Raw genomic sequence first — 21,518 nt, 5'->3', positions numbered from 1 at the left:
GCCTTAATTCAACTGAACTCAGCCTATGTGCTGGCCTGCGTTTACCTGGAGCTCACGCCAATGTTGCAGGCAGGGGAAGCGCGGATCTAGCGGCGGGGCGATGCTCCAGCCCGCCCCATAGCCGAGCACCACGGACACCCCCGCCTGCTGGGCCATGCGCAGGTCGCTATTGGCATCTCCGATCAGGGCGCAACGGTTGGGCTGTATTCCGAGTTGGGCGCAGAGTGCGAGCACAGCCGCCGGGTCTGGCTTGCGCGGGTTGTGGTCGGCACTCCACAGGGCTTGAAACCTGGACCTGAGGTTTTGGCTGGCCAGAAAAGCTTCGATGCCAGCCTCGTCATCGTTGCTGATCACGGCGCACACCACTCCTGCTTCCTGCAGTGCTTGCATCAGGTCGTGGAGTCCGGCGGTGGCGATGGGCCGGTGCTCACTTCCCTGGCCATGCAGGCCATCGGTGGCCGCAAAGACGCTTTCGCTGAGTTCTAGGGCTTCCGGCCAACCAAGGCCAACCTGGGCCAACGCTGTGGCGGTGGAGATCAGGTTGTGGCTGCGGGAGCCGACGGCCGTTGCGCCGGCCGGATGGATGGCGCTACTGCGGAGCCCGTAGGCCCGCTGCAGTAGCTGAGCTAGTTCTTCGGCTCGGCTGGTGGGTAGCTCCGGGTGGCGTTTCCCCAATAGCTCGCAGGCATGAAAAACCCTGGCCTCGGCCAGGGTGTGGAGCATGGGTTCGCTGATGCAAAGGGTGCCGTCCTTGTCGAACAACACCGCTTCGATTGGGAATGATGTTCCCGTCGCATCAGCCAGGGGTTGCCCCCGCAGAAACAGCTCGGCCATGGAGGGCTCGTAGTTGGACCTGGCTCAGTCGAGGGTGACGCCCATTGGTTCGTTGTCTTCGGCCTGCTCAAGCAGCATCTGCTTGTAGCGGGCGGCCATTTCCTCGGCTTTCTCGAACACTTTCTGGGGATCGGTGAGCATGTCTCCGGGCTCGGGCTCGAGGGCCTTGGTCGAGAGGGAGATGCGGCCCCGCTCGGCGTCGAGGTCGATGATCATCACCTTCATCTGGTCGTTGACATTGAGCACCGTGTGCGGTGTCTCGATGTGCTCGTGGCTGATCTCGGAAATGTGCAGCAGGCCGCTGACACCGCCGATGTCGATGAAGGCGCCGTAGGGCTTGATGCCACGCACGGTGCCGAGCACCACTTCGCCCACTTCGAGGCGATTCATCTTGCGCTCCACCAGGGCGCGGCGATGGCTGAGCACCAGGCGGTTGCGCTCTTCGTCCACCTCAAGGAACTTGAGGGGCAGGAAGTCGGCCACCAGCTCTTCTTTGGCCTTGCGGGTGCTGATGTGACTGCCGGGAATGAACCCGCGCAAGCCTTCCACCCGCACGAGGGCGCCACCACGGTTGGTGGCAAATACTTCGCTGTAAATGGTCGCGTCTTCTTTTTGCAGCTGGCGCACCCGTTCCCAGGCACGCTGATATTCGATGCGGCGTATGGAGAGCGAGAGCTGGCCGTCTTCGTTCTCCTCACTCATGATGAAGAACTCGCGCACCTCGCCTGGCACGAGAACGTCGCTGAGGCCTTCAACCCGGTTGATTGACACCTCCTGAACGGGCATAAATGCCGCTGTTTTGGCGCCGATGTCGATCATGGCGCCCTTCGATTCCAGGGCAAACACGGTGCCGTTGACAACGTCACCCGGCTTGAAGTTGTAGTCGTACTTGCTCAGTAGCGACGCAAACTCATCCAGGGTGAAACCCACGCCATCAGCATCGTTGCGGGATGCAGCGCGACTGCTGGGGTCATCGGCGGTGGGAACCTCTTCCGGAATGGCTAGATCGAGGTCATCGCCCATGGCGGCGGCGAAATCGAGCTCGGCCTCGGCACTGGTCGCGTCTTGGTTGAGCGCTTCAGTGCTGGTATCGGAAGGGGTCACGGTCATGGATAGGTGGCGGTCTGCCTGAAGCAGTAGGAAAGGAGTGGGTGATCTGCCCGCCAGCAGAGCAAACCCGATTTATTACTGTACCAATCAGGCCTCACACCAATGGAGCCGCCCACCAGTGAGGCTCCTCTGGGAGGTTTGCTTTGCTCTGCCCCGGCTCAGCTGATCTGATTCAGAAGATCTGGCTCAGCTGACCGTGGCCAAGCTGGCTTTGCGCAAGCGGCCACCACTGCGCTTGTGCAGACCTTCCAAGGTGGCCACAAAATCGCTTACGCCCTGGAACTGGCGATAGACAGAGGCAAAGCGGACATAGGCAACCTCACTCATTTCACTGAGCTGCTGAAGCACAAGTTCACCAATTTCGGCACTGCTCACCTCCCTTCCGCTGCGTTGCTGCAGCTGGAGTTCGATTTCATCCACCACTCCTTCGAGCCTTGCCGGCTCTAGACCTGTTTTTTCGCAGGCGCGCAGTAGCCCGTGCAGCAGCTTGACGCGGTTGAAGGTTTCCCGCGAGGAGTTGCGCTTCACCACAGTGATGGGCACGGTCTCTACCCGCTCATAGGTAGTGAAGCGGAATTCGCAGTTGAGACATTCACGCCGCCGCCTGACGCTGCGACCACTGTCGGCCGCTCGAGATTCGAGCACCCGGCTGTCGGTGTGTTGGCATGAGGGACATTGCATCCCTGGCATCCGGGCGTGTCTTTCAAGTGTAAGCAGCACTTTTTCATTTGGAAAGGCCTGCATTCGCCTATTGCACAACAAAAAAGCCCCTGCCGAAGCAGGGGCTTTAAAGGGCTCTGGCTGATTATTTGCCGATCTTGGGGGGATCGCGGAAGGCGATTGCAAAGAAGAGCGTGGAGATGGCCAGGGCCAGGATCAGGATGTAAGCGAAGCTTTCCATGGATGTCCTCGGGGGTGCTGGCGTTCAGCTGAGGGGACTGCCTGCCGGGGGCACGTAGCCCTCGGGCAGACGACGGGTCGAGCGGTCTCCCAATTTCTGGAAGAGACCGAATTCCACTTGTTCGCCAAGGTCAGGATCAATACCGGCAAACACATCGCGATACAGGGTGCGAGCACCGTGCCAGATGTGGCCGAAGAAGAAGAGAAGGGCGAAGGTGGCGTGGCCAAAGGTGAACCAGCCCCGGGGCGAGCTACGGAATACACCGTCGGAGTGATAAGTCTCCCGGTCAAATTCGAAGGCTTCCCCGAGCTGGGCCTTGCGGGCCAGGCGCTTCACATCGGCAGGATCAGTGAAGACCTGGCCGTTGAGGGCGCCTCCGTAAACGGTTGCGGTTACGCCGGTCTGCTCGAAGGAGTACTTCGCTTCAGCACGGCGGAAGGGAATGTCAGCTCGCACGATGCCCTCTTGGTCTAGGAGAATCACAGGGAAGTTCTCGAAGAAGTTGGGCAGGCGGCGCACTTCCAGATCCCGGCCATCTTTGTCGGTGAAGGAGATGTGGCCAATCCAGCCGGTGGGCAAGCCGTCGCCATTCACCATCGGGCCTACCCGGAACAGGCCTCCTTTGGCAGGACTGTTGCCGACGTAGTCATAGAAGGCCAGCTTCTCAGGAATCGAGGCATAGGCCTGTTCCTTGGTGGCTCCGTTGTCGAGAGCTGTTTGGACTCGACGATTGATTTCCGTCTTGAAGTAGCTCTGGTCCCACTGATAGCGGGTGGGGCCAAACAGCTCTACAGGGGTTGCAGCAGCGCCGTACCACATCGTGCCGGCAACAATGAAGGCTGCAAAGAACACGGCCGCGATGGCCGAGGCCAGCACCGTTTCGATGTTGCCCATGCGGAGGGCCTTGTATAGGCGCTCCGGCGGTCGAGTGGTGATGTGGAAAATGCCAGCAATAATTCCAACGATGCCAGCGGCAATGTGGTGGGCCACGATGCCGCCAGGGTTGAAGGGATTGAATCCTTCTGGTCCCCAAGATGGTTGGACTGCCTCCAAGTGACCCGTGACTCCGTAGGGATCACTGACCCACATGCCAGGCCCGAAGACCCCGGTGAGGTGAAAGGCCCCGAATCCGAAGCAACCAAGGCCGGCTAGTAGCAGGTGGATGCCAAAAATTTTGGGCAGATCGAGGGCTGGTTCGCCGGTGCGTGGGTCCTGCCAGATCTCTAGATCCCAGTAGGTCCAGTGCCAGATGGCGGCCAAGAAGAGCAGGCCGCTAAAGACGATGTGGGCTGCAGCCACACCTTCAAAGCTCCAGAAGCCTGGGTCAACACCGGTCTCGCCGGTGATGCTCCAGCCGCCCCAGCTGCCGGTAACGCCGAGTCGGGCCATGAAGGGCATGACGAACATGCCCTGGCGCCACATCGGGTTGAGTACCGCGTCGGACGGATCAAAAATTGCGAGCTCATAGAGCGCCATGGAGCCGGCCCAGCCGGCAACCAGGGCGGTGTGCATGAGGTGCACGGCGAGCAGACGGCCCGGGTCGTTGATCACGACCGTGTGCACCCGATACCAGGGCAATCCCATGGGGGTAGTTCTGGGTGGGTTGGGCGATCGTAAGGGGCGCTCCGGCCGCCGTGCGCTCCAGGTAACGGACCGCAACGGCTTGGCCCAGAATGAAGACCTCGACGAAAAGGTTTCATGCCCGTGATCCGATTTGTTCGCGAGGGCCGCGACATTGAGTGCTACCCCGGCGAAAACCTGCGAGAAGTGGCTTTGCGGGAGGGCATTCAGCTCTACGGCCTCAAGGGTGCCCTAGGCAATTGCGGTGGCTGCGGCCAGTGCATCACATGTTTTGTGGCAATTCCGGAGGGCACCGCTGCCCAGGTGCTGAGCGGCCGCACCGCCGTGGAAGACCAAAAACTGCGCCGGCGCCCCCAAACCTGGAGGCTTGCCTGTCAAGCCATGGTCCAGGAGTCTGTTTTGGTTTTGACTCGGCCCCAGGTGGGCATGGCCGACCAGGAAAATTTGGTGGCGGAGGCCCAGGCCAAGCCCCTGCCCAGTGGCCCCACAGCCTGGCCTGCCCCTCCGGCGCAGGAAGGCGATGAGGATTTAGAGGATGGGGGTGAAGGCCCCGGCGAGGGCGAAGAACAGGGGCCAACCGCAACGAGCGGTGAAGCCTCCTGAAAAGCGCCCATTTGGCGGTGATACCCTCCCCTCACTTCCCCTTCAGCCATGGAAACCAACGATCTCGGCTTTGTTGCCAGCCTTTTGTTCGTATTGGTTCCCGCAGTCTTTTTGATCATTCTTTACATTCAAACCAACAGCCGCCAGGGGAGCTAGTTCCTCGCTTCAGGCTCCCGCACAAGCAACACAGGGGCTGGGGCATGAACGCGGATGTAGTCGCTGACCGAGCTGCCCAGTAGCCGGTCGATGTCGACGAGGCCGCGAGCAACCACCGGGCGCCGATCCTGGGAGGCGATCACCAGCAGGTCGGCTTTGAGATCCTCAGCGGCGGCGCACACGCTGCGGCCGACATCGCCGCTGCGATGGACTGCCTTGAGCTCCACTCCGTAGCCTCGGGCTCGCTGGCTGGCTTTCTCGAGTACTTCATCGGCTGGGGATTTGCCGCCCCGAGAAGGGGTGATGTCCTGGCGGGCGACATGGACGCCGGTGAGGCTGCCGCCAGGAATCTCCCGCACAAGCTCGCAGGCCAGTTTCAGGGCGTCGTCTCCGACCCCGGTGCCATCGATGGTCACCATCACCCGGTTGATGTGGCGGATGTAAAGGTCGTCGCGCACCAGCAGCATCGGCCTGGTCGATAGCTGGAATACGTATTGGCTGGCGCTGTTGCTGAGGATCGACTGAAGGCGGCCCATGCCTCTGGAGCCCATCACGATCAGGTCGCTGTTGAGTTCGTCGGCCACCTTCAGCACCGTTTGCTTGGTGTCTCCCTGGCGAATGATCGTGTTCACCTCGCTGGGGTTGAGCCCGAGCCGCTGCACCGCTTCGGCGGCGATAGTCGCCGCTTTTTGGGAATGCTCCGCGAATCTCTCACCAGCCTGCTCAGGCACCACGTGCAGCAGGTTGATGCGGGCTGCACGCACCGCCGGGATGTCGCGCAGCATGCGCACCATTTCTTCCACGTGGCCTTTGCCGGAATCGGCGATTAGAACGTTGCGAAACACTGAGACGACTCGAAGTTGCAGGCTGCCTGTCAGCCTATGGCCGATCTGCAAGCGCAAACCATCTGCCCGCTACACCGCAACCATCCCGCTTCGGCCAAGCTGGCCCAGCTTTGGTGAAAAGAGTGTCTGAAGGCTGGTTGTTGGAGCGCCGTGTGCTGCCCCAGCACACGGATCACGCCGGCGTGATGTGGCATGGCGCTTACTTGGCTTGGCTTGAGGAGGCGCGGGTGGAGGCCCTGGCTGCAGCTGGTATCGCCTACAGCGATCTTTCCGCTCGGGGCTTGGAGCTGCCGGTGGTGAGTTTGACCATTGAATACAAGCAGCCCCTGTTTCACGGCGATGCTGTGCAGCTGTGGAGCGAGGTGCTGCCGCGCTGTGGTCTGAAATTGCCTTGGCGAAGCCGTTTTTTTGCTGCAAGCGGAAAGCTGGCGGCTGAGGCAAGGGTTGAGCTTGTGCTGGTGGAGAGCGCCCCTGGACTTGATCAGCGCCGGCTGGTGCGCCGCTTGCCCGCGGATCTGGCGGCCGCGGTGGCGGCCCTGGCGCGGGGACCACATTAGGATCAGTACATCTGTACTGAAGGTGGTATGGCGATTCAGGGGCTGCTGCGGAGCGCCGATGGCGCCGGTTGGAGTCAGGAGCAGCGGCTTTGGTGGCTGCTGTGGTCGGGTTGTCCGGGAATTGGCGCCCAGCGGCTGGTTGCCATTCGGGACAACTTTTGTGGCTGGGCGGCAGCCTGGGGCGCACCGCTCGAGGCCTTTGCTGCCCTTGCCGGTTTTGGTGCGGTGGGCTGCGGCCAGCTGCAGCGTTATCGCGATCGCTGGGGTCCCGATCCCTTGCCCCGTCTCTGCCAAGAGCTGCGCGGCGGCAAGGGGGTGTTGGTGCCGGCTGATCCGGCCTTCCCGCCCGAGTTGCTCGCCTTGGCGCGGCCGCCTCTGCGCTTGTATTGGAGGGGTAAGGGCGGGTTGTGGCCCTTGCTTCGGCGCCGCCAGGCCATTGCGGTCGTGGGCACGCGCCGGCCCTCCCTGCATGGGTTGGCTATGGCTGAGGCCATCGGTGCGGCCCTTGCCCAGGCGGGTTGGCCGGTGGTGAGTGGCCTCGCAGAAGGTATCGACGGAGCCGCACACCGGGGCTGCTTGTCCAAGGGCGGCCGGCCTGTGGGGGTGTTGGGCACTCCCCTTGAGCGGGTTTATCCCAGGCACCATCAGCAGCTACAGGCTGAGGTAGGTGCCGCGGGGTTGCTTGTGAGCGAGTTGCCGGCGGGCACTGCGGTGCAGGCAGGTCATTTTGCGGCTCGCAACCGGCTGCAGGTCGGCCTGGCTCGGGCGGTGGTGGTGGTCGAGTGCCCTATGCGCAGTGGGGCTCTCCAGTCGGCCACCCTCGCCATGCAGCAGGAGTTGCCGGTCTGGGCCGTGCCGGCTGATGCTGGCAAGGCATCGGCTGCCGGTAGCAATCGTCTGCTCGCCCAAGACGCCACGGTGCTGCTTGAGCCCGCAGATTTAATTCGCCAGCTAGGGCCTGGCCCCCTGGCGTCGCCAGATCCCGCTGCTCCTGCGGCCGCCCACGGGCTACTGCGATCAGCCGATCCCGCGCTGATAACAGCCTTGGGGCACGGAGCTTCGCTTGAGCAGCTCTGCCTGATGCTGGAGGAGCCTGCGGCCTCCCTTGCCTCCCGTTTGCTGGCCTTAGAGCTTCAGGGGCTGGTGCGGGCTGAGCCTGGGCTTTGCTGGCGTCCGGCCTAGCCTGAAGCCATGGTGAATGGGCAGCTCGATGGGGAGCAGTTGTTGGCCTGGCGGCGACAGCAACTAGCCTTGGGCGGCAGCCCTGGTGATCTCGACTGGCTGCTGGATCTGGCGGGAGGCCTGCCCTGGCGGGTTCAACAGCAGCTGCGGCTTCAGCCTCAGTTGCCGGTTCAACTTGCCTGTGATCTCATCCAATTGGAGGCGATGTGGAGCTGCCATCTCGATACAGCCGAGCCGCTTCAATATCTTGTGGGGCGCTGCCCCTGGCGTGACCTGGAAATCAGCGTGGCCCCAGGAGTGCTTATCCCTAGGCAGGAAACGGAATTACTGGTGGAGCTGGCCCTGGAGCTGGCCCCTTCCGCCCCTGGCTGTTGGGCCGATCTCGGCACCGGCTCTGGCTGTATGGCCCTGGCCTTGGCCCTGGCCTGGCCATCCAGTCGCGGCTGGGCCGTCGACTGCAGCCCAGGGGCTCTTCGCCAGGCAGTCCTTAATCTGGCGGCAGGTGGCGTTGCCAATCGGGTGCAATTGCTGGAGGGCAATTGGTGGCAGCCGTTGAGCCCTTGGTGGGGACAGTTTGAGCTGGTGGTGAGCAATCCCCCCTACATACCGACAGCGGTTTGGGCTGATTTGGAGCCCGGGGTGAGAGAGCATGAGCCGGTAATTGCCCTCGATGGCGGAGTCGATGGACTTCACGCTCTGCGCCTAATAGTGGCGGGTGGGGCGGCGGCCCTTGCGCCTGGTGGTCTGCTGCTGATGGAGCATCACTTCGATCAGAGCCATGCGGTGATCGATCTACTCAATGCTGCCGGATATGCAGAGGTGCGCTCCCATGGGGATCTCGAGGGGGTAGAGCGCTTTGCGTCGGCTCGCTGGCCAGGATCGGGTAGGGATTGCCATGACCATTAAGCCTGGATTGTTGCCGGTTCCATCTCCAGCTTTGGAGCCACCAGATCTGGCGGCATTGCTCCTTGAGGGTTCAGCTGCCCTGTTCCCCACAGATACCTTGCCAGCCCTGGCGGCTTCTCCTGGCCAGGCCAACCAGCTTTGGCGCCTGAAACAACGCCCGGCAGACAAGCCTTTGATTTTGATGGCGGCCAGCTCCGAAGCTCTGTTTGCTTGCCTGGGCATAGCGCCGCGCTCTGAGTGGTTGGAGATGGCTGCCTGGGCCTGGCCTGGGGCGGTCACTTTGGTGCTACCTGCCGTTGGAGTGGTGGCAGAGGCCCTCAATCCCGGTGGGTCGAGCCTGGGCCTGCGGCTGCCGGCCAGTGCGGAAGCCCAGGCCTTGCTGCAGCTAAGTGGCCCCTTGGCTACAACCAGCGCCAACATTTCAGGCTGTCCGGCCGCATGCACAGCTCAGGAGGCTGCCCAGCAATTTCCAGGGGTGCCGCTTCTGGCACCGATCCCCTGGCCCCTCGGCGCAGGTCAGGCCAGCACGGTTGTTGCTTGGCGCGCCCAGGGAGGCTGGCGGGTATTGCGAGCCGGTGCTCTACTGCCCCCAGGCATTTAGGAGCGTGTAGGCATGGGGGCTCTGATTGTTGTGGTGGCGGTCTCGGTAGCAGTGTTTTATTGGGCTATGGAGCCCTTGCTGCAGGTGTTGTCCGACTTGATGGAGCTCAGCTTTTTGCCCTGGGTACTGCTGGCCCTTGGTATCTGGCTTCTAGCTGGGCGAGCCCAGGGGGAAACCTAGGGGGCCTGGGTTTGGACTACTAACGGTTTGGCGGTGGCGTACAGATTGGCCAGCATCAAGTTTTCGCCACTTTGGTTTTTATTTCCGCTGCGATAGAGGTAGGCGCCAAGCACCCCAGTCGTAGCGACAGCTGCCGAAGTTTTTCCAGCGGGGAGCTTTGAGTTGCCGGATCTTGTCCAAGATGGCTTGCTCTTTGGTGCTGGCCTCGGTTGCTATTTGGGCCTGGGCGGTTCCGGGGCTCACCATGGGGGAGCCCAATGCTACGAGAGCCAGGATATGGCCATTGGGAGCTGCCGCTGCAGGTGGTGATGCGTTGCTTTTAAGGGCATAAACGGGAAATCGGAGAACAAGCTTGAATGTCCTAAGGCGTCGGTTAGGGGCGAGATAGTCGACCTAACATATTTTTATCACCTGCTGGCTGTCTTAGTCGATTGATTTGAATTCAACGCCATAGCGATAGCTGTAGCCATAGCCGTCAACCAGGTGCCTGGCACTGGTGAACTTGGCTCTGTGTATTTCAGGTGGCACCTGTTTCTGCTGCATAATTAGGCAGGCAAGATCTGCGGAGAGCCCATGACAGTCCTTGTTGCTCTAGTTGCTTCCTTGGCCGTGGCATGGATGGTTGGAAAACTCAGTGCAGGCAAGCCTAGGGCTCAAAGAGAAGGCCTAAAGACTATTAACTTCGAACCGGAACGGCCAAGGGCTCTTTCCTACACAGAGATGATGAACTCTGGTCGGCAACGGATGGTTGAACCACTGCGAGGTGATGATTGAGATCTCTCCTGAGCTGCTTGACAAAGAAGAATGATCAGTGTTGGATCCTTCCGCATCTTGACATCGAATCAAGTCCCGTCCGAGGGATATAACTGGCTAGCTATGTCCTGGATCGTCTCGGCAGCGAGTAGGCAAATCCCCTGCCGTTGCAACTGGCGCGGATCTCGCCGTCGTTATCTTCGAGCAATTGCCTTTAATGCCGACCCGAACAATGGATTGGAAGGGTTAGATGCTGTTGTAGGGAGTTTGACAAGACAAGCTGGTCTCAGGTTCTCGTAGTCGATCTTTACTCCTCAACGCGTGCACTTTGTGCCCCTGCAAATTTGATCGACTTGTCTCGATCATTTACGGTCAGGGATGCCACGCGACGCTTCTTGTCGAGCATTTAAGTGTGCATCCCATCTGGCAACAGGCCTGAGCTGGCAGACTTCGTGCTTCGAATGAAAAAATCAAGTCCTGCCTATTCCACCGGGCATGACCCTTGTGCATGGCCTACGCCGCGACTTTTCCTCGGTGCCCGTCAAGGCCAAGGATTTAAAACCGCTGAGCTTGGGGATGCTGATGGCCATGGGTAGTCACTGGGGCTAACGGCCACGGCCTTCCCGATTCTGTTGGGCGATTGCTTCGGTGCCATTTCGCCTGGCAGGAATCCCAGAACACAAGCCGGCCAGTGAAGTCCAGCCCATACTCAAGGCTTACGTTCTGAGTCCGTGGACCAGCAAACCGTCCAGGCTTACATCGAGGAGGTGCCTCGCTGGCAAGACGGTGCTGAGTTGCCCGGCCCGCCCCTCTCCAGCATGCAGTGGCTGGTGTGGTCGCTGGCGACGGCGGGAAAATTTTTTGAGGGGCTCATCGTCTTCATGGGTGGTATCGCCCTGCCCCTGGTGAGCGAACAGTTCGCCATGAGCGCCACCGATCGCGGCTTTGTGACCGCCGCCACCCTGTTCGGGATCATGATTGGCGCCCTCGCCTTGGGCGGCCTGGCCGATCGCTTCGGCCGCAAGCCGGTCTTCATCGCTGAAATGGTGTTGCTGCTGATTGGTTTGGTGGCAGCAGCCTTTAGCCCCAATACCACTTGGCTGGTGGGCTGCCTGTTTGTGATCGGTCTGGCCCTGGGCGCTGACTATCCCACGGCTCATCTGGTGATTTCCGAGAGCATTCCGGCAAGCATCCGGGGCCGCCTGGTGCTCGGAGCATTCAGCTTCCAGGCCGTTGGAGCCGTTGTGGGAACAGCCTTGGCGGCGGTGCTGCTGGCGAGCCGCCCCGACCTCGAAACCTGGCGGATCTTCTATTTGATGCCGGTGTTGCCCGTGGCTTTGGTGGTGTGGGGCCGCCTGTTTCTGCCCGAAAGCAGCCACTGGTTGATCAGCCGCGGCGAGGTGGAAGAAGCACAGACCCACCTGGAGCGTTTGCTCAATCGCCAAGACGTTGCCCTTGCCATTGCGTCCGCTTCTGATGGTTCAATCCGAGACCATTCCAAGCCCGCCGACTGGCGAGAACTGTTTCAGGGCCGGCTGCTGAAGGCCACCACCCTGGCATCCGTGCCGTGGTTCCTCCAAGACCTCTCCACCTACGGCATCGGTATCTTCACCCCGGTGATCATCGCCGCCGCCTTTGGCATGCAGTCGGGCGACCACAACGTAGTAAGCGTAATCCGTGACGATCTGCTCGCTGCCCGGGGCACGGCCTTGATCGATGTGGCCTTCCTGGTTGGGATCAGTGTGGCGATCGTTTTGGCGGATCGCTGGGGGCGGATCCCCTTGCAGATCCTTGGCTTTATCGGCTGTGCCCTAGGCCTGGTTCTGGCCGCCGCCGGAGCCGGCTCCGCTGAGAGCGCCAACAACCTGCCCTTGATTGTGGCGGGCTTTGTGCTGTTCCAATTCATGACCAACCTGGGCCCCAATTCCCAGACGTACCTGCTTGCTGGGGAGGTGTTCCCCACCCGGCTGCGGGGCCTGGGCGCCGGAGTCGCCGCCGCCGCCGGCAAGGTGGGCGCCGTCATCACAGCCTTTCTCTTCCCGGTCTTACTCACCCATTGGGGCACTCAGAGGCTGCTGCCCTTGCTGGCGATTACCTCCCTGGTGGGGGCCGCCATCACCTGGTTTTACCGAATCGAAACCAAGGGCCTCGATCTCGAAAGGTTGCATTGATCGCGCTGGCCGGTGGTGATCGCCCGCAGGGCCATGTCGGGATGGGTTGTGCTGCCCTGGCGCAGGTTCACCTAGATGACCTGCACATTCCAGACCCCGTTGATGCGCCATCAGGTGGGCGTCAGCACTTAATCGATCAAGGGCCGTGAAGAAAGACAAGGGGGGAGTCAGTCGGGTTCTGGGCTTGGTTCAAGGCCCTGGCTGGCTACTTGGCTGGCCCGATTGTCGCGGGGTGCTTACGCCTTGTCTTTTGTCCGACTAGCTATGCAAGTTGAGTTCCCAGGGACGGGCTTCGCTTAGTACCCCCGGGCCCCATGTCTTGACAACCATTCATTAGTCAACCTACGGGGCTCCAGGCGCTGTTCCTTACTGCCGCAACCGATCTGAACCTAAAAGCCGGCTAACGGATTTGAACCGATGGCCTTCGCTTTACAAAAGCGCTGCTCTACCACTGAGCTAAGCCGGCAATGGAAGTCGCTATGCGGCAACCATGTATTGAGCTTATCGCTCACCCAGCGCCCAGAGCAGCAGCTGGGTGCGGCTTTGACAGCCGGTTTTGGCCAGTAGGCTCGACATATGGCTTTCGACCGTGCGCCTGCTAAGAATTAAGGCTGCGGCAATTGCTTTGTTGCTGTAGCCCAGTTCCAATTGCTGGAGCACACGCCGCTCAGCGGCGGAGAGTTCTGGATGCTCGAAGGCGGTTGAACAGGGCATGGCATTGGTGCGGCTGCCCCTCAGCGTTCCCACACTGTCTCAGGAATTGAGCTCGCTCTCCAGGGTTGGCTCAGAGATAGGGGCGGGAGCCGGCAGCTTGGCTCGCCGAATCGGCAGGTTGGCTACTAGGGCCGTTACTCGGTCCTCCGTTTCCAGGGTCACATCCCCTTCCTCAAAGTCGATTTCCACATAACGACTCACAACCTCAAGGATTTCCCGGCGCATTTGTTGCAGCAGCTCGGGATTGAGGTCGCTGCGGTCGTGGGCTAGCACCAACTGCAGTCGTTGCTTAGCCGTGTTGGCACTGGCGGGCTGCCGCCCCAACAGTTTGTTGATCACATCAAGCAAGGTCATCGGCTTCAGAAGATCTTGGTTTGCATCAGTCGCCCAATCGTGGCCCGCAGCCCTTGGCGCTCTTTGCTCGGATCGATCAGTGGCACCTCTTCACCCTGCAGGCGGCGAGCCACATTCGTGTAAGCGCGGCCAGCCGGTGAACTATTGCCGGTGAGCGTGAGGGGCTCACCTCGATTGGTGCTCACAATCACCTGTTCGTCTTCCAGCACTAGGCCAAGTAAGGGCAGGGCCAGGATGTCGGTGACATCGCTTACTCCCAGCATCTCCTGATTTGCCATCATTTTTGGCCGCACCCGGTTCAGCACAAGCTGGATCGGCTTAACGCCTTCACTGTTGAGCAGGCCAATCACCCGGTCGGCATCTCGCACGGCCGAAACCTCCGGGGTTGTGACCACGATTGCTTCGCCTGCGGCCGCCATGGCGTTCTTGAAGCCGCCCTCAATGCCCGCCGGTGCATCGATTAATACGTAATCGAAATGCTCGCCAAGCATGGCAGCGATCTTGCGCATGTCGTCGGGCTGGAGCCACTCGAGCATCCGTGGATTTCCAGCGGGAAGCAAGGCCAGATTTGGCTCCTGCTTGTGCTTTACCAATGCTTGCTCGAGGCGACAGGTTTCTGCCAGCACCTCCTGGGCTGTGTAAACGATCCGGTTTTCCAAGCCGAGCAACAAGTCGAGGTTGCGTAGGCCGAAGTCGGCATCGAGCACGGCGGTGCGGGCACCTTGCTTGGCAAGGGCAATGCCGAGGTTGGCGGTGAGGGTGGTTTTGCCCACGCCTCCTTTGCCGGAGCAGATCAGGATGTAGCGGGTAGACGTGGCGGCCACGGCACAGGCTGGATTGAGGGCAGGTTAAGGCCAAAGCCTTGAGTTGCAGGTATCGGGGCTGGCATTGCTACTGGCGGCAGCTGCTCTAAAAGGGGTGATCAGGCTCCGAGAAGGGATGACTCAAACCCCAGGCGGGCTTAACCATCTGCACCATCACCAGCAGCTGCTGGTGATGCCCGATGACGGCCCAGTGGCTGTGGTGGCCTTGATTGATGCTGCCCAGGAGAGACTTCGGCTCAAGCAGTTCAAGTTGCAGTCGGAGACCATCGAGCAGGCCTTGATCCGGGCGCAGCAGCGTGGCGTGCAGGTGCGGGTGATGCTCAATCCACACACTTCCGGCGGCGACCGTTGGAATGATGAGGCCTATGCGCGCCTCGGCGCCTGCGGCATTGAGGTGGCCTGGACCAGCGAAGCCTTTCCAGTGACCCACGAGAAATCGCTGGTAGTGGATTCCACCTGCGTGCTGGTTGCCACCTTCAACCTCAGCGACAAATACTTCACTGAGACCCGTGACTACGGGGTCGTCAGCTACGCGGTGCCTGTTGTAGAGCAGGTGATCGCTGGCTTTGAGGCCGACTGGAACCGCAGCTTTTTCCATCCCGATCTCACTGTGGGCCTGGTGTGGAGCAGCGTTCACAGTCGCGGCCAAATGGCCAGGATCATCGATATGGCGCTTGAGAGCCTTTGGATTCAGCACCCAAAATTTGTGGATGCGGTGATTTTGGAGAGAATAATTTCTGCCCGGGAGCGCGGCGTGAAGGTGCGCTTCCTCTGTGGTGGCAAGCACGGCATTTCCGACTGGGACATCTACGACACTTTCTCTTCACTGCGTGTGATGGAGCGCTTTGGCGTGAAGGTGCGCCGGCAGAAGCACCTAAAACTGCACGCCAAGTTACTTTTGGTTGACGGTGCCTACGCCCAGACCGGTTCGATGAACATCGATCGCAGCGCATTTGATCTGCGTCGCGAACTCGGCATCGAATCCGATGCCCCCGAGGTGGTGGCGAGGCTGCGCAGCACGTTCCAGGCCGACTGGGATGCGGCAAAGAAATATCACGCTCCAGATCCACTTGATCCCAGCCAACACGAGGACGGTGAATTGCCACCGGATCCCCACTTCGTCCATGACTGAGCCGCGCCCCAGCCTTTCTGAGTTGTTCTGGGGGATGCTTCAGGTGGCGCTCTCGGCCTTTGGTGGTGGCCTGTCGGCCTGGAGCCAGCGGATTGTGGTCGAGCAGCGCCGTTGGATGTCCAACGAGCAATTCCTCACTGGACTCACGGTTGCCCGCCTTTTCCCGGGGCCAAACCAGATCAACATGGCCGTGTACATCGGCGCCGAGTTCCACGGTTTACCAGGCGCTTTGGTAGCCCTTGCCGGCATGCTCCTGCTCCCCTTCAGCCTGTTGATGGGGCTGGGTTTGGCCTACTTCCATTTCCACACCATCCCCTCGGTAGATCGGGTGCTGGCCGGGGTGGTGGCTGCGGCAGCAGGGATGGCCCTTTCCATGGGATTCAAGATTCTTGATCAATATTGGAATGATCGGGTTGCTTTGTTGCTTGCTGCGGTGGTCTTTTTGGCACTCAGCTTGTTTGACCAGCGCTTGATTCCAGTGGTGTTGATCGCCGGGCCTTTGGCCATGGCTTGGTATTGGCCCCGCCGGCAGAGCAATCCATGAGTGGGCTGCTGGCCGTGGCGGTGGCGTGTGAGCCAGCGCGCCTCTCTGATTTGGGCACCTTGGTGCAGGTGCTGTGGCAGTTTTTATCGCTGTCGCTGTTTTCACTCGGCGGTGGCAACACCCTGCTGGCGGAATATCACCATTTGGCGGTGGCCCAGTTTTGCTGGCTCACTAATACCCAATTTGCCGATCTTTATGCCCTGGCGGAGGCGGCGCCTGGCCCCAGCTCAATGTTGGTGGGCTTGCTTGGGCTCGGGGCCGGCTGGCGGGAGGGGCCTCTCTGGGCCCTGCTCTCCGCCTACGGCGCCGAAGCAGCGATCCTTTTGCCCTCTACCTTGCTGATGGTCATCGCCTGCCTTAGTTGGAAGCGCCTCGAACACTCTCCATGGCGGGTGGCCTTTGAGCGAGGCCTCGGGCCAATCACCTTAGGAATTTTGTTTGCCGTGGGGCTCAAGATTATGCGCACGGCTGACACCAATTGGGCTGGGGTGGTGGTGTCGGTGCTGGTTTGCGTGCTGATGTTGCGCACCCGCATTTCGCCGCTCTGGTTTATGGCGGTGGCCGGTGTGCTGGGCGGTCTGGGTGTAATCAACCGCTAAGGGGCCAGATTGGTTGGGCCGGGTCTATTTGGATGGCGCCCGCCACTATTCGAGCTTCTTCGGCAAACCCGGCGGGGGGGGCGCCCTCGGGGCCCCGGGCAACCGCTTCGGCAATGCGCAGCTGCAGCGGCCGTAGCTGCAGGGCCACGATGCGGGCGGTGTTGTCGCCCTGGCAGCCGGCGTGGGCCATACCCCTCAATCGCCCCCACACCAGCACGTGGCCTGCGGCTGAAATCCGCGCGCCTGGGTTTACATCCCCAAGCAGCAGCACGCTGCCCGATGTCTCCAGATGGTCGCCGGAGCGCAGGGTGCCCTGATGCACTTGCAGGTCGGATTCTGGTTTGGCGGGGCTCGTAGGAGCAGCCGAATTAGGCCACTGGCTCAAGATCCCCAGCCCCGCAGCTGCTACGTGGGTGTGGGGCTGACTGCTGCAGATCGTTACCAGCTCAAGCCCCCGGCCCCCCAGGGTGCGCTGCAGCTCGCCAAGTTGGCTTAGGCCGATACGCCAGGCCCCGGCCTCGAGCAGCACCTGGCCCTCGATTGGCCCCTTACCCAGCAGGTCGCCACTATCGATTGCTTGTTGCACCAGAGCGGGTAATGGGGTTTGGCAGGAGGCGGGCAGTACAAGCCGGTGGCTGCCTCGCCCAGATTCGTCTGCAACCAACAAGGCTCCCCGAGCAGGCTCAAACTCCATTCCCGGCCCTATCCCTATCCCCATGCCCGCTCAGCGACCCAGCAATTGGCGCAACTTAGGTGCCACCTCACCGGGATGGATCAGCCAGGCCAGCTCGACTGCAACGGTGAGGCTTTGCACCAGGCTTGAGCGCTGCTCTAGGGCCTGTAGGTGCTCGCCATCCCAAAGGCGCAGGCCGCCTTTATAGGGGTGATAACCGCGGCTCTGCCGCTGCTGCAGGCCGCAGCTGGTTTCCGCGCTTAGGCCTTCCGCTTCGCTTAACTGCCTCGCTGCAGCCAGGAGCTCCAGTCGCTGGGCGGGGCTGCAATGACTCACATCGGTGGCCTTGAGCAGCCGCCGCTCCAGCAGTCGACCGCAAGGATCCCGCAGTTCGGCCGGGCCCTCTTCCATCCAGCGCATCAGGTGGTAGCCGGTGCGGATGTCGTCGTTGGCAAGAAATGACTCCAGATCGAGAGCGTCGCAGTGCCACAGCCAGCGGCCCATCACCTGGTCAGCCCACACTCGCTTTGGTCCCAGGCGTCGGGCGGTGGCGATGGCCTGGTTGAGCAGCCAGTTGCACACCACGTTGAGCCGGTGGTTGTAGACGCTGCGATACATCAGGTTGCGCACCACCAGGTAGTGCTCCACGGCCATCAGGCCCTTCGGGGTGATCGCCAGCTGGCCATCGGGAGCCAAGGTGAAGGCGGCCAGGATCCGCTCGAGATCCAGCCGGCCGTAGGTAGTGCCAGTGCTGTAGCTATCGCGGACTAGGTAATCGAGCCGGTCGCAGTCCAGTTGGCTGCTCACAAGGGCCTTGATTGCCGGGCATGGGTGGCGGCCGTGCTCCAGCAGGTCGGCCACGACGCTGGCCGTGCCGGGGGCGTGGGCTTCGAGGCGGTCGCGCAAGGCCGGATGCTCCCGGATTAGCCGTCCCGACCAGGTCTCGTGGTGCAGCCCATACATCTCCTCGCCGGAGTGGCTCAGGGGTGCGTGGCCCACATCGTGCAGCAGGGCCGCGGCGTAGAGCACGGCTCGATGTTCCGCCAGTTCAAGGTGGCGGCGCTCCAGCTGTTGCAGGGCTAGTCGGGCTAGGTGCAGCACCCCGAGGGAATGGGTGAAGCGGCTTGACTCGGCTCCATGGAAGGTCAGAAAGGCTGGCCCCAATTGACGCACTCGGCGCAAGCGCTGGAAGGGGGCGGAATCGATCAGGTCGATGGCCAGGGCTTCGGCCGGATCGCTGCGATCGAGTCGAATCGCCCCGTGCAGTGGATCGTGATATGTGCGCTCTCCCATATTCAGAGGGTCGCTTCAAGCCTGCTGGCCAGCAAGCGGCCCGCGGCATCCAGCCAGCTGTCACCTTCACCGCCGGGATCTAGGGGTTCGGGTTCGGGCAGCACTAGATCCGGCGCGATTCCCTGGTGCTGAATGTCGCGGCCGCTGGGGGTGAGGTAGCGGGCCACGGTTACGGCAAGGCCGCTGGTGTCGCCCAGGGGTATCAGGGTCTGAATCAGCCCTTTGCCGAATGTTTGAGCTCCCACCAGCTCACTGCGGCCATTGTCTTGAAGTGCTCCCGCCAGGATTTCGCTGGCACTAGCTGTGCCGCCGTTCACCAGGGTGAGCATCGGCCCATCGAAGAGCATGCCGGGGTTGGCCTGTTGGGGCGAGCTGAGTCCATCACGGTCCTGGGTTTCCACGATGGGCTCGCCATTGAGTAGGTCGTTGGCCACGGCTAAGCCGGCGCTCACCAGCCCGCCGGAGTTGTTGCGCAGATCAAGAATCAGCCCCTCGATCGCCTTGCTGTTGAGATCGGCGAGGGCTTCCTGCACGTCCTGGGGCACCGGTTCAGAAAATTGGGTGATACGCAGGTAGCCGAGGGTGTGATCTCCCACCCGCAGCCGCTTGCTGCGTACCGGACGCAGCTCCACCTCTCGCCGTTCGAGCTCCACTTCCCGGGACTGCCCTTGCATGTTGAGTTGCAACAGCACCCGGCTCCCGGCGGGGCCGCGCAGGGCGGCAGCGGTGCGTTCCAGCCCCAGAACCTCAGTGGCCTGGCCATCTACCCGCAGCACCTCGGCGCCACTAGGGATCAGAGCTTCAGCGGCGGGGGAGCCGTCCAGGGGGGCGATCACAACGATTGCTTGGTCGTCGCTGCGCAAGCCCAGCTGCAGTCCCACTCCGGTCACGGTGCCCTGAGTGTTAGAGCGCAGGGTGGCGTAGTCGGCAGGCCGCAAAAGGCGGGTATAGGGATCCCCAAGGGGGGTGAGCATTGATTCGATGGCGTCGTAGGCATCGCCTGAGCTGTTGATTGGTTGCTCGAGCGCTTTTTGGCGCAGCCGCTTCCAATGCACCGTTTCAAAGCGTCCGGGATCCACGTAGCTCTGGTTCACTAGGCGCCACGCCTCAACCACCAGCTGCTGGGTATCGCTGAGGGCCAAGGCCGTCGCGCAGTTGGCTGCCAGCAGGGCTAGGGCCAGCACGGTGCCAAGCAAATGCTGCAGCAGTGTTGCCAAGCGGTTTTTCACGGCTGTTGCAAACGGTTGAGAAGGCTCTGGCCTAAGGGGCGGGGCACTCACAAGCGGCTCGAGGTCATCGGTAGACTCTCGCAACCAAACCTCCCAGCTGCATGGCGAACACTCCTGCTGGAAACTCCGGACAGGCTTCGAACCCGGTTTACAACTGGTTCGACGAGCGCCTTGAGATCCAGTCGATTGCCGACGACATCTCGTCGAAATACGTCCCTCCCCACGTCAACATTTTTTACTGCCTGGGCGGCATCACCCTGGTGTGCTTCCTGATCCAGTTCGCCACTGGGTTTGCGATGACCTTCTATTACAAGCCAACGGTGACTGAGGCCTATGCCTCTGTTCAGTACCTCATGACCGATGTCAGCTTTGGCTGGTTGATCAGGTCTGTGCACCGCTGGAGCGCCTCGATGATGGTGCTGATGCTGATCCTGCACGTCTTCCGCGTTTACCTCACCGGTGGTTTCAAGCGCCCAAGGGAGCTCACTTGGGTTACTGGCGTCACCATGGCAGTGATCACGGTTTCCTTCGGCGTTACCGGCTACTCCTTGCCTTGGGATCAGCTCGGTTACTGGGCCGTCAAAATTGTTTCCGGAGTCCCCGCGGCTGTTCCGGTCATTGGTGATTTCATGGTTGAGCTCCTCCGTGGTGGAGAGAGTGTTGGCCAGTCAACCCTGACCCGCTTTTACAGCCTGCACACCTTCGTGATGCCTTGGCTGCTTGCCGTTTTCATGCTGATGCACTTCCTGATGATCCGGAAGCAGGGCATCTCTGGTCCCTTGTGACCTATTGATTCGAGGCCTCTCGCTTCCCGAATCTTCCCCCTTAAGCTCCACTCCAACACCTCAAAAGATCCCTGCTGCCGGCAGCTGCCATGCACATCCTCAAGAAGCCCGATCTCACCGATCCCAAGCTCCGCGCCAAGTTGGCGAAGGGTATGGGTCACAACTACTACGGTGAGCCAGCCTGGCCCAACGACCTCCTCTACATGTTCCCCGTGGTGATCCTCGGGACCATTGGTTGCATGGTTGGTTTGGCAGTCATGGATCCGGCCATGTTGGGTGACAAGGCCGATCCGTTTGCAACTCCGCTCGAGATCCTCCCTGAGTGGTATCTGTATCCCGTTTTCCAGATCCTCAGGGTCGTTCCTAACAAGCTTTTGGGCATTGCCCTGCAGACGATGATCCCCCTAGGTCTGATGCTGGTGCCCTTCATTGAGAGTTTCAACAAGTTTCAGAATCCTTTCCGCAGGCCCGTGGCCATGGCCACCTTCTTGTTCGGCACGGTGTTTGCGATTTATCTCGGCATTGGCGCAGCTATGCCGATCGACAAGTCACTCACCCTTGGTCTGTTCTGAAATTTAAGAGCAATTCATCCTGGGCTCCCTGCTTAGGCGCCCTCGTCAAGCCGCGACTTCGGTCGCGGCTTTTTTATGGCATGAAAGTGAGGCTCTTTCAGCTGCTTTTGCCCTTCCCCAGCAGAGCTCTGTGAGCCTCCCTGCCCCAGTGGCGTCCCCCACTTAGCCACCTTGTTGCGCATATGGCGCTGAAGGGCCTGCAGCGGCCCCAGAGGGGAGGCGGCAAATGCAATGCGCCTAAATGCCTGGCCGCAATGGTTTTGGCTTGGTGCGCTGTCGCGCTCGATACGGGTCCTTGCCAACCGGGCAACAGAGGTGATATGTTTTTGGACTGCGCGCAAGGGGGGAAGCCCCGGAAGCGAGCAGGCTTACGACGAAGAAGGCGAGAGCCGACGGTGTTGTAAGTTTTCTGAGTCGCT

At 61.2% G+C, this 21,518-nt stretch carries 25 protein-coding genes and 1 tRNA gene; 13 read left to right on the top strand and 13 right to left on the bottom strand.

Annotation, left to right across the window (positions count from 1 at the left end):
• Window positions 1-18: 18 nt before the first annotated feature.
• The 5 genes from KBY73_RS13230 to psbB form a co-directional block, all read right to left on the bottom strand.
• Entirely contained in the window at window positions 19-834 is an 816-nt protein-coding gene (locus KBY73_RS13230; protein ID WP_254937555.1) for an HAD family hydrolase, read from the bottom strand.
• Window positions 835-858: 24 nt separating this feature from the next.
• Window positions 859-1,944, bottom strand: a complete 1,086-nt coding sequence (locus tag KBY73_RS13225) for a 30S ribosomal protein S1 (protein WP_254937554.1) — start codon at window positions 1,942-1,944, stop codon at window positions 859-861.
• Between the two features lie 186 nt (window positions 1,945-2,130).
• Window positions 2,131-2,625, bottom strand: coding sequence for a transcriptional regulator NrdR (gene nrdR, locus KBY73_RS13220; RefSeq protein ID WP_254937553.1), 495 nt, complete (start codon window positions 2,623-2,625; stop codon window positions 2,131-2,133).
• 124 nt (window positions 2,626-2,749) lie between these two features.
• A complete protein-coding gene (locus KBY73_RS13215) occupies window positions 2,750-2,845 on the bottom strand; it encodes a photosystem II reaction center protein T (RefSeq protein WP_010314684.1) in 96 nt (31 codons plus the stop codon).
• 24 nt (window positions 2,846-2,869) lie between these two features.
• Window positions 2,870-4,429 carry a photosystem II chlorophyll-binding protein CP47 gene (gene psbB / locus KBY73_RS13210; protein ID WP_254937552.1) on the bottom strand — a complete coding sequence of 520 codons (1,560 nt, stop codon included), beginning with the start codon at window positions 4,427-4,429 and terminating at the stop codon, window positions 2,870-2,872.
• Window positions 4,430-4,543: 114 nt separating this feature from the next.
• On the opposite strand from psbB, the gene KBY73_RS13205 reads away from it, so the two are divergent.
• Both KBY73_RS13205 and psbM read left to right on the top strand, forming a co-directional pair.
• Window positions 4,544-5,029 carry a 2Fe-2S iron-sulfur cluster-binding protein gene (locus KBY73_RS13205; protein ID WP_254937551.1) on the top strand — a complete coding sequence of 162 codons (486 nt, stop codon included), beginning with the start codon at window positions 4,544-4,546 and terminating at the stop codon, window positions 5,027-5,029.
• A 48-nt stretch (window positions 5,030-5,077) separates the two neighbouring features.
• Window positions 5,078-5,185 (top strand): photosystem II reaction center protein PsbM, encoded by a 108-nt coding sequence (gene psbM / locus KBY73_RS13200; RefSeq protein ID WP_254937550.1) that lies wholly within the window; start codon window positions 5,078-5,080, stop codon window positions 5,183-5,185.
• Here psbM and KBY73_RS13195 read toward each other — a convergent pair.
• Window positions 5,182-6,030: a universal stress protein gene (locus KBY73_RS13195; RefSeq protein ID WP_254937549.1), complete on the bottom strand. Its 849-nt coding sequence runs from the start codon at window positions 6,028-6,030 to the stop codon at window positions 5,182-5,184. The genes psbM and KBY73_RS13195 overlap by 4 nt on opposite strands.
• Before the next feature lie 122 nt (window positions 6,031-6,152).
• Here KBY73_RS13195 and KBY73_RS13190 point away from each other — a divergent pair, with 122 nt between their 5' ends.
• The 6 genes from KBY73_RS13190 (at window position 6,153) to KBY73_RS13165 (ending at window position 12,380) form a co-directional block, all read left to right on the top strand.
• Window positions 6,153-6,587 (top strand): acyl-CoA thioesterase, encoded by a 435-nt coding sequence (locus KBY73_RS13190; RefSeq protein ID WP_396097139.1) that lies wholly within the window; start codon window positions 6,153-6,155, stop codon window positions 6,585-6,587.
• Window positions 6,588-6,614: 27 nt separating this feature from the next.
• Entirely contained in the window at window positions 6,615-7,769 is a 1,155-nt protein-coding gene (locus KBY73_RS13185; protein ID WP_254937547.1) for a DNA-processing protein DprA, read from the top strand.
• Window positions 7,770-7,778: 9 nt separating this feature from the next.
• Entirely contained in the window at window positions 7,779-8,675 is an 897-nt protein-coding gene (gene prmC / locus KBY73_RS13180) for a peptide chain release factor N(5)-glutamine methyltransferase (RefSeq protein ID WP_254937546.1), read from the top strand.
• On the top strand, window positions 8,665-9,276 hold the full coding sequence (locus KBY73_RS13175) for an L-threonylcarbamoyladenylate synthase (RefSeq protein ID WP_254937545.1): 612 nt from the start codon (window positions 8,665-8,667) through the stop codon (window positions 9,274-9,276). Before prmC ends, KBY73_RS13175 begins: the two co-directional genes overlap by 11 nt.
• A gap of 12 nt (window positions 9,277-9,288) precedes the next feature.
• Window positions 9,289-9,456 carry a hypothetical protein gene (locus KBY73_RS13170; RefSeq protein WP_254937544.1) on the top strand — a complete coding sequence of 56 codons (168 nt, stop codon included), beginning with the start codon at window positions 9,289-9,291 and terminating at the stop codon, window positions 9,454-9,456.
• A gap of 1,484 nt (window positions 9,457-10,940) precedes the next feature.
• Window positions 10,941-12,380 (top strand): MFS transporter, encoded by a 1,440-nt coding sequence (locus tag KBY73_RS13165; protein ID WP_254937543.1) that lies wholly within the window; start codon window positions 10,941-10,943, stop codon window positions 12,378-12,380.
• Window positions 12,381-12,774: 394 nt separating this feature from the next.
• Here KBY73_RS13165 and KBY73_RS13160 read toward each other — a convergent pair.
• The 4 genes from KBY73_RS13160 to minD all read right to left on the bottom strand — a co-directional run bounded on the left by KBY73_RS13160 (window position 12,775) and on the right by minD (window position 14,272).
• Window positions 12,775-12,846: transfer RNA gene (locus KBY73_RS13160), tRNA-Thr, on the bottom strand.
• A gap of 35 nt (window positions 12,847-12,881) precedes the next feature.
• Entirely contained in the window at window positions 12,882-13,094 is a 213-nt protein-coding gene (locus tag KBY73_RS13155) for a response regulator transcription factor (RefSeq protein ID WP_254937542.1), read from the bottom strand.
• 39 nt (window positions 13,095-13,133) lie between these two features.
• Window positions 13,134-13,448: a cell division topological specificity factor MinE gene (gene minE / locus KBY73_RS13150; RefSeq protein WP_254937541.1), complete on the bottom strand. Its 315-nt coding sequence runs from the start codon at window positions 13,446-13,448 to the stop codon at window positions 13,134-13,136.
• A 5-nt stretch (window positions 13,449-13,453) separates the two neighbouring features.
• Window positions 13,454-14,272, bottom strand: a complete 819-nt coding sequence (gene minD / locus KBY73_RS13145; RefSeq protein WP_254937540.1) for a septum site-determining protein MinD — start codon at window positions 14,270-14,272, stop codon at window positions 13,454-13,456.
• 115 nt (window positions 14,273-14,387) lie between these two features.
• On the opposite strand from minD, the gene KBY73_RS13140 reads away from it, so the two are divergent.
• The 3 genes from KBY73_RS13140 to KBY73_RS13130 are packed head-to-tail and all read left to right on the top strand — an operon-like array spanning window position 14,388 to window position 16,547.
• Window positions 14,388-15,404, top strand: coding sequence for a phospholipase D-like domain-containing protein (locus KBY73_RS13140; protein WP_254937539.1), 1,017 nt, complete (start codon window positions 14,388-14,390; stop codon window positions 15,402-15,404).
• The gene (locus KBY73_RS13135; RefSeq protein ID WP_254937538.1) at window positions 15,397-15,948 is read left to right on the top strand and encodes a chromate transporter; all 552 of its coding nucleotides are present in this window, start codon (window positions 15,397-15,399) and stop codon (window positions 15,946-15,948) included. Before KBY73_RS13140 ends, KBY73_RS13135 begins: the two co-directional genes overlap by 8 nt.
• Window positions 15,945-16,547, top strand: a complete 603-nt coding sequence (locus KBY73_RS13130) for a chromate transporter (RefSeq protein WP_254937537.1) — start codon at window positions 15,945-15,947, stop codon at window positions 16,545-16,547. Before KBY73_RS13135 ends, KBY73_RS13130 begins: the two co-directional genes overlap by 4 nt.
• Here the strand turns inward: KBY73_RS13130 and minC are convergent.
• From minC to ctpZ, 3 genes are read right to left on the bottom strand one after another with little or no spacing between them, the layout of a single operon-like run.
• Window positions 16,537-17,214: a septum site-determining protein MinC gene (gene minC / locus KBY73_RS13125; protein ID WP_254937536.1), complete on the bottom strand. Its 678-nt coding sequence runs from the start codon at window positions 17,212-17,214 to the stop codon at window positions 16,537-16,539. The two genes, KBY73_RS13130 and minC, sit on opposite strands and share 11 nt — an antisense overlap.
• Window positions 17,215-17,271: 57 nt before the next feature.
• The gene (locus KBY73_RS13120; RefSeq protein ID WP_254937535.1) at window positions 17,272-18,513 is read right to left on the bottom strand and encodes an HD domain-containing protein; all 1,242 of its coding nucleotides are present in this window, start codon (window positions 18,511-18,513) and stop codon (window positions 17,272-17,274) included.
• A 2-nt stretch (window positions 18,514-18,515) separates the two neighbouring features.
• A complete protein-coding gene (ctpZ, locus tag KBY73_RS13115) occupies window positions 18,516-19,742 on the bottom strand; it encodes a carboxyl-terminal processing protease CtpZ (protein ID WP_396097134.1) in 1,227 nt (408 codons plus the stop codon).
• A 101-nt stretch (window positions 19,743-19,843) separates the two neighbouring features.
• On the opposite strand from ctpZ, the gene petB reads away from it, so the two are divergent.
• Both petB and petD read left to right on the top strand, forming a co-directional pair.
• Window positions 19,844-20,527, top strand: a complete 684-nt coding sequence (petB, locus tag KBY73_RS13110; RefSeq protein WP_254937534.1) for a cytochrome b6 — start codon at window positions 19,844-19,846, stop codon at window positions 20,525-20,527.
• Window positions 20,528-20,616: 89 nt separating this feature from the next.
• Window positions 20,617-21,099 carry a cytochrome b6-f complex subunit IV gene (gene petD / locus KBY73_RS13105; protein ID WP_106632801.1) on the top strand — a complete coding sequence of 161 codons (483 nt, stop codon included), beginning with the start codon at window positions 20,617-20,619 and terminating at the stop codon, window positions 21,097-21,099.
• Window positions 21,100-21,518 lie beyond the last annotated feature (419 nt).

This window comes from Cyanobium sp. Tous-M-B4 (assembly GCF_024345395.1).
Classification (GTDB): domain Bacteria; phylum Cyanobacteriota; class Cyanobacteriia; order PCC-6307; family Cyanobiaceae; genus Cyanobium_A.
The sequence above is the reverse complement of the archived record's forward strand: the minus strand, read 5'-3'. Positions and strand labels throughout refer to the sequence as shown.

What these genes read in the sequence shown, in the direction of transcription:
- KBY73_RS13230 (WP_254937555.1), bottom strand. Translation starts at nt 834, where the DNA reads ATGGCCGAGCTGTTTCTGCGGGGGCAACCCCTGGCTGATGCGACGGGA.
- KBY73_RS13225 (WP_254937554.1), bottom strand. Translation starts at nt 1,944, where the DNA reads ATGACCGTGACCCCTTCCGATACCAGCACTGAAGCGCTCAACCAAGAC.
- nrdR (WP_254937553.1), bottom strand. Translation starts at nt 2,625, where the DNA reads ATGCAATGTCCCTCATGCCAACACACCGACAGCCGGGTGCTCGAATCT.
- KBY73_RS13215 (WP_010314684.1), bottom strand. Translation starts at nt 2,845, where the DNA reads ATGGAAAGCTTCGCTTACATCCTGATCCTGGCCCTGGCCATCTCCACG.
- psbB (WP_254937552.1), bottom strand. Translation starts at nt 4,429, where the DNA reads ATGGGATTGCCCTGGTATCGGGTGCACACGGTCGTGATCAACGACCCG.
- KBY73_RS13205 (WP_254937551.1), top strand. Translation starts at nt 4,544, where the DNA reads ATGCCCGTGATCCGATTTGTTCGCGAGGGCCGCGACATTGAGTGCTAC.
- psbM (WP_254937550.1), top strand. Translation starts at nt 5,078, where the DNA reads ATGGAAACCAACGATCTCGGCTTTGTTGCCAGCCTTTTGTTCGTATTG.
- KBY73_RS13185 (WP_254937547.1), top strand. Translation starts at nt 6,615, where the DNA reads ATGGCGATTCAGGGGCTGCTGCGGAGCGCCGATGGCGCCGGTTGGAGT.
- prmC (WP_254937546.1), top strand. Translation starts at nt 7,779, where the DNA reads ATGGTGAATGGGCAGCTCGATGGGGAGCAGTTGTTGGCCTGGCGGCGA.
- KBY73_RS13175 (WP_254937545.1), top strand. Translation starts at nt 8,665, where the DNA reads ATGACCATTAAGCCTGGATTGTTGCCGGTTCCATCTCCAGCTTTGGAG.
- KBY73_RS13170 (WP_254937544.1), top strand. Translation starts at nt 9,289, where the DNA reads ATGGGGGCTCTGATTGTTGTGGTGGCGGTCTCGGTAGCAGTGTTTTAT.
- KBY73_RS13155 (WP_254937542.1), bottom strand. Translation starts at nt 13,094, where the DNA reads ATGCCCTGTTCAACCGCCTTCGAGCATCCAGAACTCTCCGCCGCTGAG.
- minE (WP_254937541.1), bottom strand. Translation starts at nt 13,448, where the DNA reads ATGACCTTGCTTGATGTGATCAACAAACTGTTGGGGCGGCAGCCCGCC.
- KBY73_RS13140 (WP_254937539.1), top strand. Translation starts at nt 14,388, where the DNA reads ATGACTCAAACCCCAGGCGGGCTTAACCATCTGCACCATCACCAGCAG.
- KBY73_RS13135 (WP_254937538.1), top strand. Translation starts at nt 15,397, where the DNA reads ATGACTGAGCCGCGCCCCAGCCTTTCTGAGTTGTTCTGGGGGATGCTT.
- KBY73_RS13130 (WP_254937537.1), top strand. Translation starts at nt 15,945, where the DNA reads ATGAGTGGGCTGCTGGCCGTGGCGGTGGCGTGTGAGCCAGCGCGCCTC.
- KBY73_RS13120 (WP_254937535.1), bottom strand. Translation starts at nt 18,513, where the DNA reads ATGGGAGAGCGCACATATCACGATCCACTGCACGGGGCGATTCGACTC.
- petB (WP_254937534.1), top strand. Translation starts at nt 19,844, where the DNA reads ATGGCGAACACTCCTGCTGGAAACTCCGGACAGGCTTCGAACCCGGTT.
- petD (WP_106632801.1), top strand. Translation starts at nt 20,617, where the DNA reads ATGCACATCCTCAAGAAGCCCGATCTCACCGATCCCAAGCTCCGCGCC.